Source organism: Flavobacterium psychrophilum (assembly GCA_001708385.1).
Lineage (GTDB): Bacteria > Bacteroidota > Bacteroidia > Flavobacteriales > Flavobacteriaceae > Flavobacterium > Flavobacterium psychrophilum_A.
The window spans coordinates 3,726,291-3,741,247 of sequence record CP012388.1; the positions used below are offsets into that span (position 1 = coordinate 3,726,291).

10 protein-coding genes are annotated in these 14,957 nt (G+C 38.8%); 8 read left to right on the plus strand and 2 right to left on the minus strand.

Annotated features, from left to right (window positions below; genetic code table 11):
- Positions 1-39: 39 nt before the first annotated feature.
- Together ALW18_16535 and ALW18_16540 are read left to right on the plus strand one after the other, a co-directional pair.
- A complete protein-coding gene (locus ALW18_16535; protein ID AOE53967.1) occupies positions 40-939 on the plus strand; it encodes a hypothetical protein in 900 nt (299 codons plus the stop codon).
- A 187-nt stretch (positions 940-1,126) separates the two neighbouring features.
- Positions 1,127-3,577, plus strand: a complete 2,451-nt coding sequence (locus tag ALW18_16540) for a Lon protease (GenBank protein AOE53968.1) — start codon at positions 1,127-1,129, stop codon at positions 3,575-3,577.
- A 113-nt stretch (positions 3,578-3,690) separates the two neighbouring features.
- Here the strand turns inward: ALW18_16540 and ALW18_16545 are convergent, their stop codons facing one another.
- Positions 3,691-5,949, minus strand: a complete 2,259-nt coding sequence (locus ALW18_16545) for a hypothetical protein (GenBank protein ID AOE53969.1) — start codon at positions 5,947-5,949, stop codon at positions 3,691-3,693.
- Positions 5,950-6,168: 219 nt separating this feature from the next.
- The gene (locus ALW18_16550) at positions 6,169-8,502 is read right to left on the minus strand and encodes a hypothetical protein (GenBank protein ID AOE53970.1); all 2,334 of its coding nucleotides are present in this window, start codon (positions 8,500-8,502) and stop codon (positions 6,169-6,171) included.
- 283 nt (positions 8,503-8,785) lie between these two features.
- On the opposite strand from ALW18_16550, the gene ALW18_16555 reads away from it, so the two are divergent.
- The 6 genes from ALW18_16555 to ALW18_16580 all read left to right on the plus strand — a co-directional run bounded on the left by ALW18_16555 (position 8,786) and on the right by ALW18_16580 (position 14,956).
- The gene (locus ALW18_16555) at positions 8,786-9,805 is read left to right on the plus strand and encodes a penicillin-binding protein (GenBank protein AOE53971.1); all 1,020 of its coding nucleotides are present in this window, start codon (positions 8,786-8,788) and stop codon (positions 9,803-9,805) included.
- Between the two features lie 2 nt (positions 9,806-9,807).
- Positions 9,808-10,497: a cytidylate kinase gene (locus ALW18_16560; protein ID AOE53972.1), complete on the plus strand. Its 690-nt coding sequence runs from the start codon at positions 9,808-9,810 to the stop codon at positions 10,495-10,497.
- Between the two features lie 29 nt (positions 10,498-10,526).
- Positions 10,527-10,709, plus strand: coding sequence for a hypothetical protein (locus ALW18_16565; protein AOE53973.1), 183 nt, complete (start codon positions 10,527-10,529; stop codon positions 10,707-10,709).
- A 61-nt stretch (positions 10,710-10,770) separates the two neighbouring features.
- The gene (locus tag ALW18_16570; protein ID AOE53974.1) at positions 10,771-12,006 is read left to right on the plus strand and encodes a nucleoside permease; all 1,236 of its coding nucleotides are present in this window, start codon (positions 10,771-10,773) and stop codon (positions 12,004-12,006) included.
- Positions 12,007-12,246: 240 nt separating this feature from the next.
- Complete coding sequence (locus tag ALW18_16575) at positions 12,247-14,028, plus strand: 30S ribosomal protein S1 (GenBank protein AOE53975.1); 1,782 nt, start codon at positions 12,247-12,249, stop codon at positions 14,026-14,028.
- Positions 14,029-14,635: 607 nt separating this feature from the next.
- The gene (locus ALW18_16580; GenBank protein AOE53976.1) at positions 14,636-14,956 is read left to right on the plus strand and encodes a hypothetical protein; all 321 of its coding nucleotides are present in this window, start codon (positions 14,636-14,638) and stop codon (positions 14,954-14,956) included.
- Position 14,957 lies beyond the last annotated feature (1 nt).

The window sequence follows — 14,957 nt, forward strand, 5'->3', positions numbered from 1 at the left end:
TGCTATATTTGAAACTGTAAAAAATTAACCGACCTTATTATGAAAAAATTTATGAAGCTTTCGGCTTTATTCCTATTATCTGCAATTAGTTTTGTTTCATGCGATACAGAAGCTGTTGATCCTGTATTACTTGAGACTATCGGAGAACAGCCCGGTACCGTGGGGCCTGCTGTATTTAAGGTTGACTTTAGTAATGCAACACATACTGCAGTGGCTGCAACAGCAAACTACCAGGAAGGTGTGCTTAACATTGGCGCTGTTTTAAATGCAAATGGAGAGGCACTATCTATAAGTATTGATGATACTGCCGTTAAAACATATACAGAATCTTTTATAGGATATTTTCCGGGTAACAGTTCTGCAATAGGCTATCTGAATATTGATCCTACTACAGGTAATAACCAGGGAAGCGTTACTATTACAAAGTTTGATGCTGTGAACAAAACAATATCAGGAAGGTTTAATTTTACAGGATGGTATGGGGATGCAACGATGAACCTGCCCTCTATAGCATTTACAAACGGTATTTTTGAAAATATTCCTGTTATTGGTTTACCTGATAATCCGGGCACAAATCCGGTTAATGAAAAGTTTTTTAAAGCTAAAGTTAACGGAACGGCAAAAACGTTCGGCACTATCATGACCTTCGGAGAGGGAAATACATGGACGATTAGCGCAACTAATACTGCATCTCAGGAAAGTATGAGCATTACTATTCCGGAAACAATTACACCGGGTACTTACCCGCTTGAAGTGTTTACAAAATATTTTGCAAGCTACATTAGCTTAACAGGGGACGGTTTTTCATCAGACAGCGGTACGCTTACAATTACCTCTCATTCTAACGGATGGATAAAAGGAACGTTCTCTTTCAGCGGAGAAGATATTGACGGAAATTTAAAAACGGTAACTGAAGGACAATTCAGTCTGCAGGACTAAAAATATAGATTGAATTAAAAATCCGCCTTGTGCGGATTTTTTTATGGCACAAAGATTGTCATAATAGTATGCAGAGATACAATTATTTACTGCATCATATTGATACATAGAGCGAAAGACCGATTTTAAATACTCGTTAATTCTGCTTTATGTTTATGTTTAATGACAAAATGACTTTTATCCTACTATGGCTAATCAGAAAATATTAAATATTGACAGTTTGTCACTTCAGGAGCTTGACACTGATGCGGAACTTATTCCGCTAATGACTCCTGAAGATGAAGAAGAAATGAATAACGAATTACTACCTGAAATCCTGCCGATACTGCCTTTGCGTAATATGGTTTTGTTTCCGGGTGTTGTAATTCCCATCACTGCGGGCAGGGATAAGTCGATTAAGCTTATTAACGATGCTAACGCAGGCGGTAAAATTATCGGGGTAGTTGCCCAAAAAGATGAAAGTGTAGAAGAACCGGGTATTGAAGATATTAATACAGTTGGTACTGTGGCGCGCATTCTTCGTGTGCTAAAAATGCCGGATGGTAATACTACAGTGATACTTCAGGGTAAAAAACGCTTTGAGATCGATCAGGTAATTACCGATGAACCGTATTTACAGGCTACTGTAAAAGAAGTTCCTGAAGACAGGCCGGAAGATACTGAAGCCGAGTTTACCACTATCATAGAATCTATTAAGGAACTGGCGATACAAATTATTAAGGAGAGTCCAAATATTCCTACTGAGGCTACTTTTGCCATCAAGAATATCGAGAGCAACTCTTTCCTTGTAAATTTTGTGTCAAGTAACATGAACCTTACAGTTAAGGAAAAGCAGGATCTTCTTGCTACGAACGACCTTAAGGAGCGTGCACTGGAAACCCTTCGTTATATGAATTTAGAGCTTCAGAAACTGGAGCTTAAAAATGATATACAAAGCAAAGTTCGCTTTGACCTTGATCAGCAGCAGCGTGAATATTTCCTTCATCAGCAGATGAAAACCATTCAGGAAGAACTGGGCGGTGTTTCTCATGATCAGGAAATTGATGACCTGCGTCAAAAGGGTAAGGCTAAAAAATGGAACGATAAGGTTAAAACACAGTTTGATAAAGAAGTTGCCAAGCTGCAGCGTATGAATCCGCAGGCGGCAGAATACGGAACACAGCGTAACTATCTTGAACTGATGCTGGACCTGCCGTGGAATGAGTTTTCTAAAGATAACTTCGACCTTAAACGTGCAGAGAAAGTATTACACCGTGACCATTACGGGTTGGACGATGTTAAAAAACGTATTATAGAACACCTTGCGGTACTTAAGCTGCGTAAGGATATGAAATCGCCAATATTATGTCTTTACGGCCCTCCGGGAGTTGGTAAAACATCTATCGGTAAATCGGTTGCCGAAGCGCTGGGCAGGGAGTACATTCGTATTTCTCTGGGTGGTCTTCGTGACGAAGCAGAAATAAGAGGGCACAGGAAAACTTACATCGGCGCAATGCCGGGAAGGATATTACAGAGCCTTAAAAAAGCAGGTACATCGAACCCTGTTTTTGTACTTGACGAGATAGATAAACTTAGTGTTAGCAATACGGGAGATCCTTCTTCTGCTTTACTTGAAGTATTAGACCCGGAGCAAAACTCTGAGTTTTATGACAACTTCCTGGAACTAGGTTTCGACCTGTCTAAAGTTATGTTCATAGCTACATCAAATAACCTTTCTACGATTCAGCCAGCACTTCGTGACAGGATGGAGATTATTAACATGACAGGTTATACGATAGAAGAGAAAATAGAGATTGCTAAAAAGCACCTTGTTCCGAAACAAATTAAAGAACACGGACTTGAGGCCAAAGATATTGTTATAGGCAAAAAACAAATTGAGAAAATTGTTGTTGGCTATACACGCGAGTCGGGTGTAAGGGGACTTGAAAAACAAATTGCAAAAGTAGTTCGTAATGTCGCCAAATGCATTGCAATGGAAGAGGAATACAACGTGAAAATTACTGACGAGGATATTATAAAAATACTTGGCGCACCAAAAATGGAACGTGACAAGTATGAAAATAATGAAGTTGCCGGTGTTGTAACCGGACTTGCATGGACAAGCGTTGGCGGGGATATTCTTTTCATAGAATCTATCATTTCTAAAGGTAAAGGGCATATGACCATGACCGGTAACCTGGGTACAGTTATGAAAGAGTCGACCACCATTGCGTTAGAATATATCAAAGCAAATGCAGAGCTTTTAGGTATTAGTCCTGAGGTTATAAGTAATTATAACGTTCATATTCACGTGCCGGAAGGTGCAACGCCTAAAGACGGGCCAAGTGCAGGTGTTGCCATGCTAACATCGCTTGTTTCTACCTTTACACAAAAAAGGATAAGGAAACATCTTGCTATGACAGGTGAAATCACCCTTAGAGGGCGCGTATTGCCTGTGGGTGGTATTAAGGAAAAGATTCTGGCTGCCAAAAGAGCGAATATCAAGGAGATTATTTTGTGTTACGAAAACAAGCGTGATATAGACGAGATTAAACCGGAATACCTTGAAGGGCTTACATTCCATTATGTGAAAGAGATGAGCGAGGTAATAAAATATGCAATTACCGACCAGAAAGTAAAAAACGCAAAAACACTTTAATAATAAAGGTTAATTCAAATGAAACGGCTAAGGAATACCTTAGCCGTTTTTTATTAATAAAAAAACCGACTCCCTAGAGAGCCGGCCTACTACTAAAACTTAAAACTACTTTACTATTGTTTTATTAATTTTTGAGTGTAAGAACCACCGTTTGAAGTAGTGCTTTTCACAATGTATATTCCGTTGCTAAGGGCAGAAACATTAATGCTCGTTGCTGCTGTCTCTATCACTTTTTGTCCTGCAAGGGTGTATATAACTGTATTTTTAATTTCGCTGTTATCTGAAGCAGTTATGTTAAGAACAGATGATGCAGGATTAGGATAAATAGCGATATTGTTTTTTGGCAATTGAGGATTATCTGTACCTAATACATCATAGTCTACTACATAGCTCATTACGCCAAGATCGGCTGTTGCTATATATGCTGTAACGCTGGTGTCTCCGAAAATAAAGTCTACACCGGCAATAGAAACGTTATTAAGTTCCTCGGCAGTTATAGTTTTCCAGTTAACCCCATTGTCTGCACTAAATACAAGACCCGTAATGTTGTAGCTGGCTCCTGCAATAATTGCAGCGCTGTAAGGCGAATAGCTTACTTTTTGAACCTCTTGAGTTAGTTTCTGAGTCCAGCTGGTTCCGCCGTCTGTAGAAGTAAAAATGCCAACATTTGATGATAGTATCAGATTGTTAGTATTTACTTTACTTCTTGTAAGATCCCAGATACTATCTGCGCTGCCCAGAGTAAGACCGGTTGTTGTGGCAACTGCCCAGTTTTGGCCTGCATCTGTAGAGGTATATAAACCTGCTCCTTTTGCAATTGTAATTTTGCCAGTCTGGTCGATAAGGATGCCTGTTACAATCCCGTCTCCCGGAGTGATTATTTCTTCAGGATTAATTTCCTCCGGATTTGAGAGATCAATTTTATAAAGGCTGCTGCCTTCTCCCAATCGTATAGAAAGGTATACAATGTTATTGTTTGCAGGATCGACTGCTATTTGCTTAATCTCATCGCCAAACGGATTAAACAGTAATGTTGACGTAGCACCATAATCTGTACTGACACTTACAGATGATCCGAAATAATTATAAGAGTAAATAAATATCCTGCCCGCAACAATGGGGTCGGTGGTAATAAAACTGTAAGCGTCTGTATATTCTAACAGGCTTATTGCATTATGAATATCTTCTTCGTTAGTAGTAAGGTCTCTGTGAACGTAACCTCTCTGTATTCCATAATAAATATGGTCTGCGTCTCCGGTCTGGTCTGCTGCTACTGTGTATGAATCGTTGAATGGCGATTTAAGCTGAGTTAGGGTCGCCCCAAAATCTGTTGTGACCTGCGGATAATAATTTGTAGATATAATGACGCGGTTGTCATCAGAAGGATCAAATGACGCGTTTAGTCCGTTGGTGTAATCTACAGCATACTGATCATATACCTTATTGCTCCAGGACGCACCGCCATCTGTAGTTGATACGATTTCATTTTCTTCCAGGATAATGATATTGTCTGTGTTTTTCGGGTTGTAAACAATCTTTAACACATTATCATTTATAACATTGGTCCATGTGATATTTTGAGCTATCCAGGATTCTCCATTATCGGAAGATTTATATACATATTCAGGGTGTATTTCGAGGGAGACACCAGTAGCAACCATAATTTCCTGAGTATTTTCAGGATTGATTGCAATAGGGTCAAGCACTATTCCGGGTAATTTTTCTGTCCATGTAGTACCTGCGTCATTTGATATGAACAGGCCGCCGTATACATCAAGGTCGGGACCGAGGCCACGTGTAACAAATATTTTTTCAGGATTGCCCGGTGCTATGGCCACTTTATTTACAGGAACAAAATTATTATCGTCAGAATAATAAATTTCTTTCCATAGTACAGCGGCATTATTACTGTAAAATACCTTAGTAACATTTACAAGATCAAGTTTAATCCCGAGGTTCACAACAATGGTAGAGTTATCTGTACCGTATATGTCGTAGTCACTGATCCAGAAATCAGTAGCTCCCTCTACGTTAGGATCGGGAATCGGGAAAAATTTGGTTATAGAATTATCGGTAAGGCTAAGTACGTATACCCCTTCTTTGGCAGAAAATGCCAATGCTGTATTGTTATTAACTAGTTTTAGACTGTTAAGTTTACTGGTATGTGTATGTAGTAATTGCCAGTCTGCTCCCTGATTCGTAGAAACGACAATATGGTTTGACAGGGTTAATGCGTAAATTTTGTTTTGTACAGTGGCATCGTAGGTTACATCAAATAACCTTGTGTAGCCGGTGTTCGATTCATACTTAATTTGTGCGTTAGCAACTACGCAGCAAAACAGTAAGAGCATTAGTAAATTTTTTCTTTTCATAATAGCTTTATTTTAAAGTATAAATTTCACGAAAAATATAAGCGTAAGCTTTATGAATGCTTAGACAAAGTGTGACTGTAAAGTTAATTTTACCGAATTTGTAAAAGCCAATGTTGTCTTGTAATTTCCTGTGTCTTGTATTTTAGTGTGTTAAATAAAAAAAAGCGGCTCCCTACTACAGGAGCCGCCTTTGTCATAAAACCTAAAAAAACTACCTTATTATTGTTTTACTAATTTTTGAGAGTAAGAAGCGCCGCTTGAAGTAGTACTTTTTACAATGTATATTCCGTTGCTAAGGGCAGAAACATTAATGCTTGTTGCGGCTGTTTCTATCACTTTTTGTCCTGCAAGAGTATATATAACCGTGTTTTTAATTTCGCTGTTGTCTGAAACAGTAATATTAAGTACAGAAGAAGCAGGGTTAGGGTAAATAGCAATATTGTTTTTTGTTAATTGAGGATTGTCGTCTGTACCAAGTACATCGTAGTCTACTACATAGCTCATAACACCAAGATCTATCGTTGCTATGTAAGCCGTTAACGATTCTGCACCAAATGCAAAATCTACCGAACCTGTTGTCGCATATTCAATATCTGAAGGATTAATAACCGTCCAGCTAGTACCATTGTTTCTGGTAGCTAAAATTACGGCATCTATATTTTGTCCGCTATATACGGCAGCTGCAGCTACATTAGCATTGGTTGGCGAGTAGGTCACTTTACGTACATTGTAACCGGGTAGTGATGAAGCCCATGTTACACCACCATCTGTAGAAGTGAAAATACCAACGTTTGAAGAAAGTATGATATTGTTTTTCTCTACAGGGCTTTGTGCCATATCCCATATAATGTCTGTAGCAGGGTTAAGTGTAAGTCCTGTTGTTTCTACTTCTGTCCATGTTGCACCCCCATCTGTAGAATTATAGATCTCTGTAAATTTCGCTATAGTAATGTTATTACTGTTTTCTTTATCAACAATAAGTCCGGTAATAACACCTGTAGCTGGTGAAGGCTGCCCTTCTTCCGGCTCTTCAAAGATTTCACCAGGAGTGATAATTTGCTCGTTTGTTACATTTTCAAGATTTGTAAGGTCAAATTTGAATAATGAACTATTGTCATTGCTGCGTATAACAATGTAAACAATGTTAGCGTTGTTCGGGTCAACAGTGATTTGCTGAATCGCAGCACCAAAAGTATTCAGGATAGGTGTTGTAGTTGCAGCATAATCTGTACTAACACTTAATGTTGAACCAAAAAAGCCTCCTGCATCAAATAAAAACGACCTGCCTGTCACTACAGGGTCGGCAGTAATACTTCTTGAAGCTGATGTAAATACATCAGGGTTAAGGATTTCGTAGGCGTTTGCTGTTCCTGTAGCAAGGTCTTTAGTAATATAACCTCCCTGGCTGCCATAGTATAAGTGTGTAGCAGATTCTCCTGTCTGAGCTACAGACACAGAATTAGATGCGTTAAAAGGCGCTTTTATTTGTGTAAGCGTAGCACCATAGTCTGTAGTAACCTGAGGATAGAAATCGGTAGTGATTATAGCGCGATCTGTATCAAAAGGGTCAAAAGATGCATTAATGCCATAATAGTAGTCCATTGCTACACCAACTTCAAAAACCTGGCTTGTCCAGTTTTCGCCACCGTCTGTAGTACTGATTATTTCATTCTCTTCAAGAATAATAATTTTGTCAGTGTCAGCCGGATGATATGTAATCTGGGTAATGTTATCAAGGGTTACGTTATCGAATGTAATGTCCTGAATAACCCAGTTTGCACCATCGTCTACAGTCTTGTAAACGTTTTCAGGAAGCTGTCCGAAAGTAATTCCGGTACCAATAATAATTTCATTAGGAACGTTAGGCTTAAACGCGATAGCATCAAGTACTATACCCGCTAGCTGTTCGGTAAAAGTTTCTCCCGCATTAGTAGAAACTAATAAACCACCTGATACTCCATTTTTTCCGTTACCTCTTGTAAGGTATATTTTTTCAGGATTGTTTGGGGCAATGGCAACTCTCTGGATGAAGATATCGTTATTGTCTACAGTATAATAAATTTCGTTGTAGTCTTCTCCTCCGTTGTTAGAATAGAATGTTTTACCGAAGTTGTCAAAGCCAAGTCCGAAACCTATACCAATTACGGCTGTTGTATTGTCTGTACCATAAATGGAATAGTCAGTAACATATGGTGCGCCTGCGCCGGCAACACCTGTTGCAGGGATCTCGAATAATTTTACAACTTCATTAGTTGAAAGGCTTAGTATATTTACGCCTTCCGGGCTGGTAAATGCAATAGCCGTATTGTTGTTTACCAGTTTAAGGTGGTCTATACCCGACGGATGCGAGTAAAGCACCTGCCAGCTGGTTCCCTGGTTAGTTGATACAACAATATGGTTGTAAAGTGTACGTGCATAAATTTTGTTTTGTACAGTTGCATCGTACGTAATGTCATAAAGTTTGGCGTAATCGCCTGTCGACTCGTAATTTACCTGTGCCTGTGCAAGGACGCAGTTAAATACGAATAGCACTGATAGGATAATTTTTCTCATAAGAATTCATAGTTTTATTTGTGGTATAAAATTCATTAAATGAATGTGAAGTAACTGTTAATTGCAGCAGACAAAGTGTGACATTTATTTAGAATTTCGTGACACTAATTGTTTTACAGGGATTTACAGTAATAGCAATGCTTTTGGCTATGAGGTAGGTTATGCTATTAACTTTAGTGCAGATTTACGAAGCGTTTTTAAATCTTAAATCTAATTGTATAAAATGTCTTAAAAATAATATCTTCGCATCTGCGTTATATAATGCAGAAACCAAAAAGCAGCAATGTTCAAAAAAACGTTTATTTATCTTTTTCTGTTTTACACCGCTTTGTCTTTCAGTCAGATAGGAGGTAAATATACATATCAGTTCTTAAACCTGGTAACTTCGCCGCGTCAGGCTGCCCTGGGCGGAAAAGTTATTACATTGCATGATTATGATGTAAACCAGGGGATTTTTAACCCTGCTACCATCAATCCCGAGATGGACAACCATCTTTCTGCCAACTACGGTAACTATTATGGAGAAGTAGCTTATGGTACTGCTGCATATGCCTACACCTGGGACAGGCATGTGCAAACGTTTCATGTGGGTGTTAACTATGTAGACTATGGTAACTTTGAAGGCCGCGATGAAACCGGACTTTTAACCGGAGATTTTACGGGTAGCGAACTTGCCCTGTCTTTGGGATATGCCTACAATGTGCCTTATACCGATTTATACCTGGGCGTAAATGCTAAAATAATATCATCTACTCTTGAAACCTATAATTCATTAGGTGCCGCTGTAGACATCGGTGCGCTCTATAAAGATGAAGATAACGACATCAATTATGCGCTTGTAATTCGAAATGCAGGAACGCAGATTACCACCTATGCGGGTACTCAGGAAAAACTTCCATTAGAAATTATAGCCGGTATATCTCAGGAAATGGAAAATGTTCCGCTTCGCTGGCATCTAACTCTGGAAAACCTTCAGCAATGGAATATTGCTTTTTCTAACCCTAACCGTGCCGAACAGGGTATAGACGGTGGAAGTACAGAAGAAAAAGTATCGTTTTTTAATAATGCATTACGCCACGTAATTGTGGGGGCCGAATTTTTACCGGGCAAAAGCTTTAATCTTCGTGTAGGCTATAACTTTAGAAGGGCGGAAGAACTTCGTATTGTAGACAAAAGAAGTTTTTCGGGAATTTCGGCAGGTATAGGCATAAGATTTGGTAAATTGCGCTTTGATTATTCGTATTCAAGGTACACGCTCGCAGCAAATACAAGCCTGTTTGGCCTAATGCTTAATTTACAATAAGATTGGATAAAAAAATCACCATAGCTATAGACGGTTTCTCTTCAACAGGTAAAAGCACGCTGGCAAAACAGCTGGCACGACAACTTGGTTATGTATATGTAGATACAGGTGCGATGTATCGTGCCGTTACGTTATACGCCATGAGAAGTAATTTTATATCTGAAGGTAATTTTGATAAGCAGGCACTTATTGACAGCCTTGATAAAATTACACTCCGCTTTTTATACAATCCCGACCTTGAGTTTGCAGAAATGTATCTTAACGACGAAAACGTAGAGAAAGAAATTCGTACACTGGGCGTTTCTCAACTTGTGAGCCTTGTGGCAGAAGTGCCGCAGGTACGCGCCAAACTGGTTGAACAGCAAAAACACATGGGCGAAAGCAAAGGCGTTGTTATGGATGGCAGGGATATAGGTACTGTTGTTTTTCCGAACGCCGAGCTCAAAATATTCATGAATTCTGCACCGGGCGTTCGTGCCCAAAGGCGTTTTAAAGAATTGGTAGAGCTTGGGCAGGAAGTTACTTACGAAGATGTGTATAAAAATGTAATTGACCGTGATTATATTGATACGCACCGTGAAGATTCTCCTTTGGTTAAAGCGGATGATGCTATAGAGATGGATAACTCGTATATCAATAAGCGTGAGCAACTTGAAAAAGTATTGCTTCTTGCCAGGGAAATATTAAATTAATTTCAGCTTACTTTTTACAATGAATAAAAATGCAGAATAAAATACTGTTCATGCTTTTGGCAGTTGTTTTTATGCAGCTTATTTATTTTTTGGTAAAAAGCACAAAAGACCGCTATAAAAAAAATCCGTTATCTATTAGAGGGGCTGCATCTGTCAGGGCTTATATTGTTATGATTCTTTTGATACTGCTGTTTATTTTTATGCGATTATAAACAATCTGTTACTTTATTGTTTCGTTTTTACAACCATGAAAAATATTGCTATATTTACTTTATGGGTATAAAACTGCGCCTTATAGTCATGAATTTTTTCCAGTTTTATATCTGGGGTTCGTGGCTAATATCGTTAGGCAATTACATGGGAGGAAATTTAGGCTTTAGCGGCCTGCAAATTGGCAGTGTGTATACCACTATGGGTGTAGCCTCACTATTCATGCCCGGCCTTTTAGGTATAGTGGCAGACCGTTGGCTAAATGCCGAAAGGGTATTGGGTCTTTGCCATATAATAGGGGCGGTTTTTTTGCTCTATGCTTCTAAACTTACCAATTTTTCAGCCTTTTACCTGGCTATGCTTTTTCATTCATTTCTGTACATGCCAACTATTGCACTTAATAATGCGGTATCGTATGCTGTACTGGAAAAGAACGGCAAAAACATTGTTACCGACTTTCCGCCGATTCGCGTATGGGGTACGGTGGGTTTTGTGTTAGCGATGTGGACTGTTGATATACTTGGGTGGACACAGAGTCCGTTTCAATTGTACGTAAGTGCAGGCGCAGCATTGTTCTTAGGCTTGTATGCCTTTACAATGCCTGCAGTAAAACCTTCACCTGCGGGAGGTAAAAAGAGCTTGCCTTCGGCGCTGGGGCTGGATGCTTTTGTGCTTTTTAAGCAAAAGCGAATGGCTATATTTTTTGTCTTTGCTATGCTGTTAGGAGCGGCATTACAAATAACCAATGCTTTTGGAGGGCCTTTTCTGGACGATTTTAAAACAACCCATCCCGATTCATTTGCGGTAGAACATCCAAATTTACTGCTATCCATATCACAGATATCAGAAACCTTATTTATACTTTCTATACCTTTTTTTCTGAACCGTTTTGGTATAAGGCGCATAATGTTGTTTAGCATGATAGCCTGGGCACTGCGTTTCGGCTTTTTTGCCTTTGGAGATCCCGATAGCAGGTTGTGGCTTTTGATATTTTCTATGGTGATTTACGGTATGGCGTTCGATTTCTTCAATATATCGGGGTCGCTTTTTGTGGAGCGGGAAGCCAGCCCAGCCATACGTGCCAGCGCACAGGGATTGTTTATGATAATGTGCAACGGGGTAGGAGCCTTTATGGGCGGGTTTGCCAGTGGCTGGGTAGTAGACCATTTTACAGTAAATGGTGTTAAAGACTGGCAGGGTATCTGGCTTACTTTTGCTATATATGCGGTTGTACTGGCTGTTGTGTTTATGCTTGTTTTTAAGGAAGTTAAAAATAAAGTAGTCCCGGTTTCCGAGTAAATCCATATTATAGATGAATGTTTTAAGATATGTTCGGTTTTAATCGGGCCATCCTTGTTTAGTACCTTAAAAACCCGTGGTTTATAGTTTGCAGATATTAAAAAAAGTTGTACCTTTGCGCACCTTTTGGCGAATAGGGTTTCCATTAGGTGTTTAAAAGCAATTTTATGTAAAACGCTTCTGCTGTTTTGCATTGCATAAGAAACCCAGCAAAATGCAGGATACAAATTTTTTATCAGCATGTCTGAACAAATTAAAACAAACGAAGAATTTCTACAGGAGTTTAACTGGCATAACTTCGAAGAAGGTATTGATCCGGTAGATGAGCAAAACCTTAGGGAATTTGAAAGTCTGGTTGAAGAAACTTTTATTTCAACTGACAGCGATGAAGTAGTAGAAGGTACTGTAGTTAGAATTACTGACCGTGACGCAATCGTAGACATCAACGCAAAATCAGAAGGTGTAATTTCTCTTAATGAGTTCCGTTACAACCCGAACCTAAAAGTAGGTGATAAAGTTGAGGTTCTTATTGACGTTCGTGAAGATAAATCAGGACAATTAGTATTATCTCACAAAAAAGCGCGTACAATCAAGGCTTGGGATAGAGTTATCAATGCTAACGAAACAGGTGAAATCGTTAATGGTTTTGTTAAATGCAGAACTAAAGGTGGTATGATCGTTGACGTATTTGGTATTGAGGCATTCCTTCCGGGATCTCAGATTGACGTTAAGCCAATTAGAGATTACGATCAATATGTGAACAAAACTATGGAGTTCAAAGTTGTGAAAATCAACCATGAGTTCAAAAACGTAGTAGTATCTCACAAAGCTCTTATCGAGGCAGATATCGAAGTTCAGAAAAAAGAAATCATTGGGCAGCTTGAAAAAGGCCAGGTACTTGAAGGTGTTGTTAAAAACATTACTTCTTACGGTGTATTCATCGACCTTGGAGGTGTTGACGGACTTATCCACATCACAGACCTTTCTTGGAGCCGTATCAACCACCCAAGTGAAGTTCTTGAACTTGACCAAAAACTTAACGTTGTTATCCTTGATTTCGATGATGAGAAAACAAGAATTCAACTTGGTCTTAAACAATTACACGCTCACCCATGGGATGCACTTGATGCAAACCTTGCAGTAGGTGACAAAGTTAAAGGTAAAGTAGTAGTTATTGCTGACTACGGTGCGTTTATCGAAGTTGCTGAAGGTGTAGAAGGCCTAATCCACGTTTCTGAAATGTCTTGGTCTACGCACCTAAGATCTGCTCAGGATTTCGTTAAAGTTGGTGATGAAGTAGAAGCTGTTATCCTTACTCTTGACAGAGAAGACAGAAAAATGTCTCTAGGTATCAAACAATTATCTCAGGATCCATGGACTGATATCACTACTAAATATCCTGTAGGTTCTAAACACACAGGTATCGTTAGAAACTTTACAAACTTTGGTATATTCGTAGAGCTTGAAGAAGGTATCGACGGATTGATCTACATCTCTGACCTATCTTGGACTAAGAAGATCAAACACCCATCTGAATTTGTAAACGTTGGTGATAAACTAGACGTAGTAGTTCTTGAACTAGACGTTGATGGTCGTAAACTTTCTCTAGGTCACAAACAAACTCAGGCTAACCCTTGGGATAAATATGAAGATTCTTTCGCTGTAGGTACACTACATACAGGTGAGATTTCTGAAATCGTTGACAAAGGTGCTACAGTAGAATTCGGTGACGATATCGTTGCTTTCATTCCTACACGTCACCTTGAGAAAGAAGACGGAAAAAAACTTAAAAAAGGAGAATCTGCTGAATTCAAAGTAATTGAGTTCAACAAAGAATTCAAAAGAGTTGTAGCTTCTCACACTGCTACATTCCGTGACGAAGAAGAGAAAAATGTTAGAAACAATGATTCTAACAACAATAACAATTCTTCATCTAACAACAATGCAGAAAGAAGCACTCTAGGTGATCTTGATGTATTAGCTGAATTAAAAGAAAGAATGGAAAAAGGAGAAAACAAATAATCCTTATCCTCTTTAATTATAGAAGCCCTCTCAGTAATGAGAGGGCTTTTTTTGTATAATCAATTCTGTATATTTGTTTACGTTTCTTATAAACCTAAATTGGTAGTAAACCTAAATGCTAAAAGATTAAGTACCAAGGGCAAGAGCTCCAGGACGAACTGTGGCTTGGCTGGTAAGATTATAAAGCACATAACTATGATCCTGCAATAGGTAGATGGTTTAATATTGATCCACTGGCAGAGGTAAGTAGAAGGTGGTCGCCTTATACATATTGTTATAATAACCCTATGAGGTTTGTTGACCCCGATGGGATGATAGCTGATGATATTATTAAGCCTACATTTACAACGCTCCAGGAAGCACTGCAGGCTCAACGCAAAGTGCTTATATTAAAGAAGTAGAAAAAGGAACTGGAAACACTTTTCAAGTTACTATTGAAAAAAATGATGGTAACGTTGTTTTTACACAGGTCTCTGAAGGACCTGTTATTAAGGAACAACAAGCATTTATTAATGTTTATAGTCAAGCGGTCTATAGTTCCGCTACAGCAGATGTAGAGATAGTAAACAATGATGCAAATGTTACTGTTGCTTCTCTAAAAGATAATATGATAGATATTGGCGATATGCAAGAATTTGACAAAGCTGGTCATAGTGCTGGTCCTAGTGCTGGAGTTCTAGCGCATGAGACAAAAGAACAACAATTAAAAGCTGAATCTGGAGAGGTAAAAGGTGTTAATCCTGCTGGAGCAATTTATATGCATAAACAGGCAACATATGCTGACGATAGTGTTAATGGTAATTGCAGAATGCAAAATTATTTAAATGGTGACAATATATTTTATGCACGAGACGGAAGTAAAACATCGCAAACGGTAACACCAAACTCTTCTGGAGGCATAAATTTAACTAAAACCAAAATTCCATAAT

Excerpts from the sequence above, each read along its gene's own strand:
- ALW18_16545 (AOE53969.1), bottom strand. The coding sequence starts at position 5,949 with ATGAAAAGAAAAAATTTACTAATGCTCTTACTGTTTTGCTGCGTAGTT.
- ALW18_16555 (AOE53971.1), top strand. The coding sequence starts at position 8,786 with ATGTTCAAAAAAACGTTTATTTATCTTTTTCTGTTTTACACCGCTTTG.
- ALW18_16550 (AOE53970.1), bottom strand. The coding sequence starts at position 8,502 with ATGAGAAAAATTATCCTATCAGTGCTATTCGTATTTAACTGCGTCCTT.
- ALW18_16535 (AOE53967.1), top strand. The coding sequence starts at position 40 with ATGAAAAAATTTATGAAGCTTTCGGCTTTATTCCTATTATCTGCAATT.
- ALW18_16575 (AOE53975.1), top strand. The coding sequence starts at position 12,247 with ATGTCTGAACAAATTAAAACAAACGAAGAATTTCTACAGGAGTTTAAC.
- ALW18_16570 (AOE53974.1), top strand. The coding sequence starts at position 10,771 with ATGGGTATAAAACTGCGCCTTATAGTCATGAATTTTTTCCAGTTTTAT.
- ALW18_16540 (AOE53968.1), top strand. The coding sequence starts at position 1,127 with ATGGCTAATCAGAAAATATTAAATATTGACAGTTTGTCACTTCAGGAG.
- ALW18_16580 (AOE53976.1), top strand. The coding sequence starts at position 14,636 with ATGATAGATATTGGCGATATGCAAGAATTTGACAAAGCTGGTCATAGT.
- ALW18_16565 (AOE53973.1), top strand. The coding sequence starts at position 10,527 with ATGCAGAATAAAATACTGTTCATGCTTTTGGCAGTTGTTTTTATGCAG.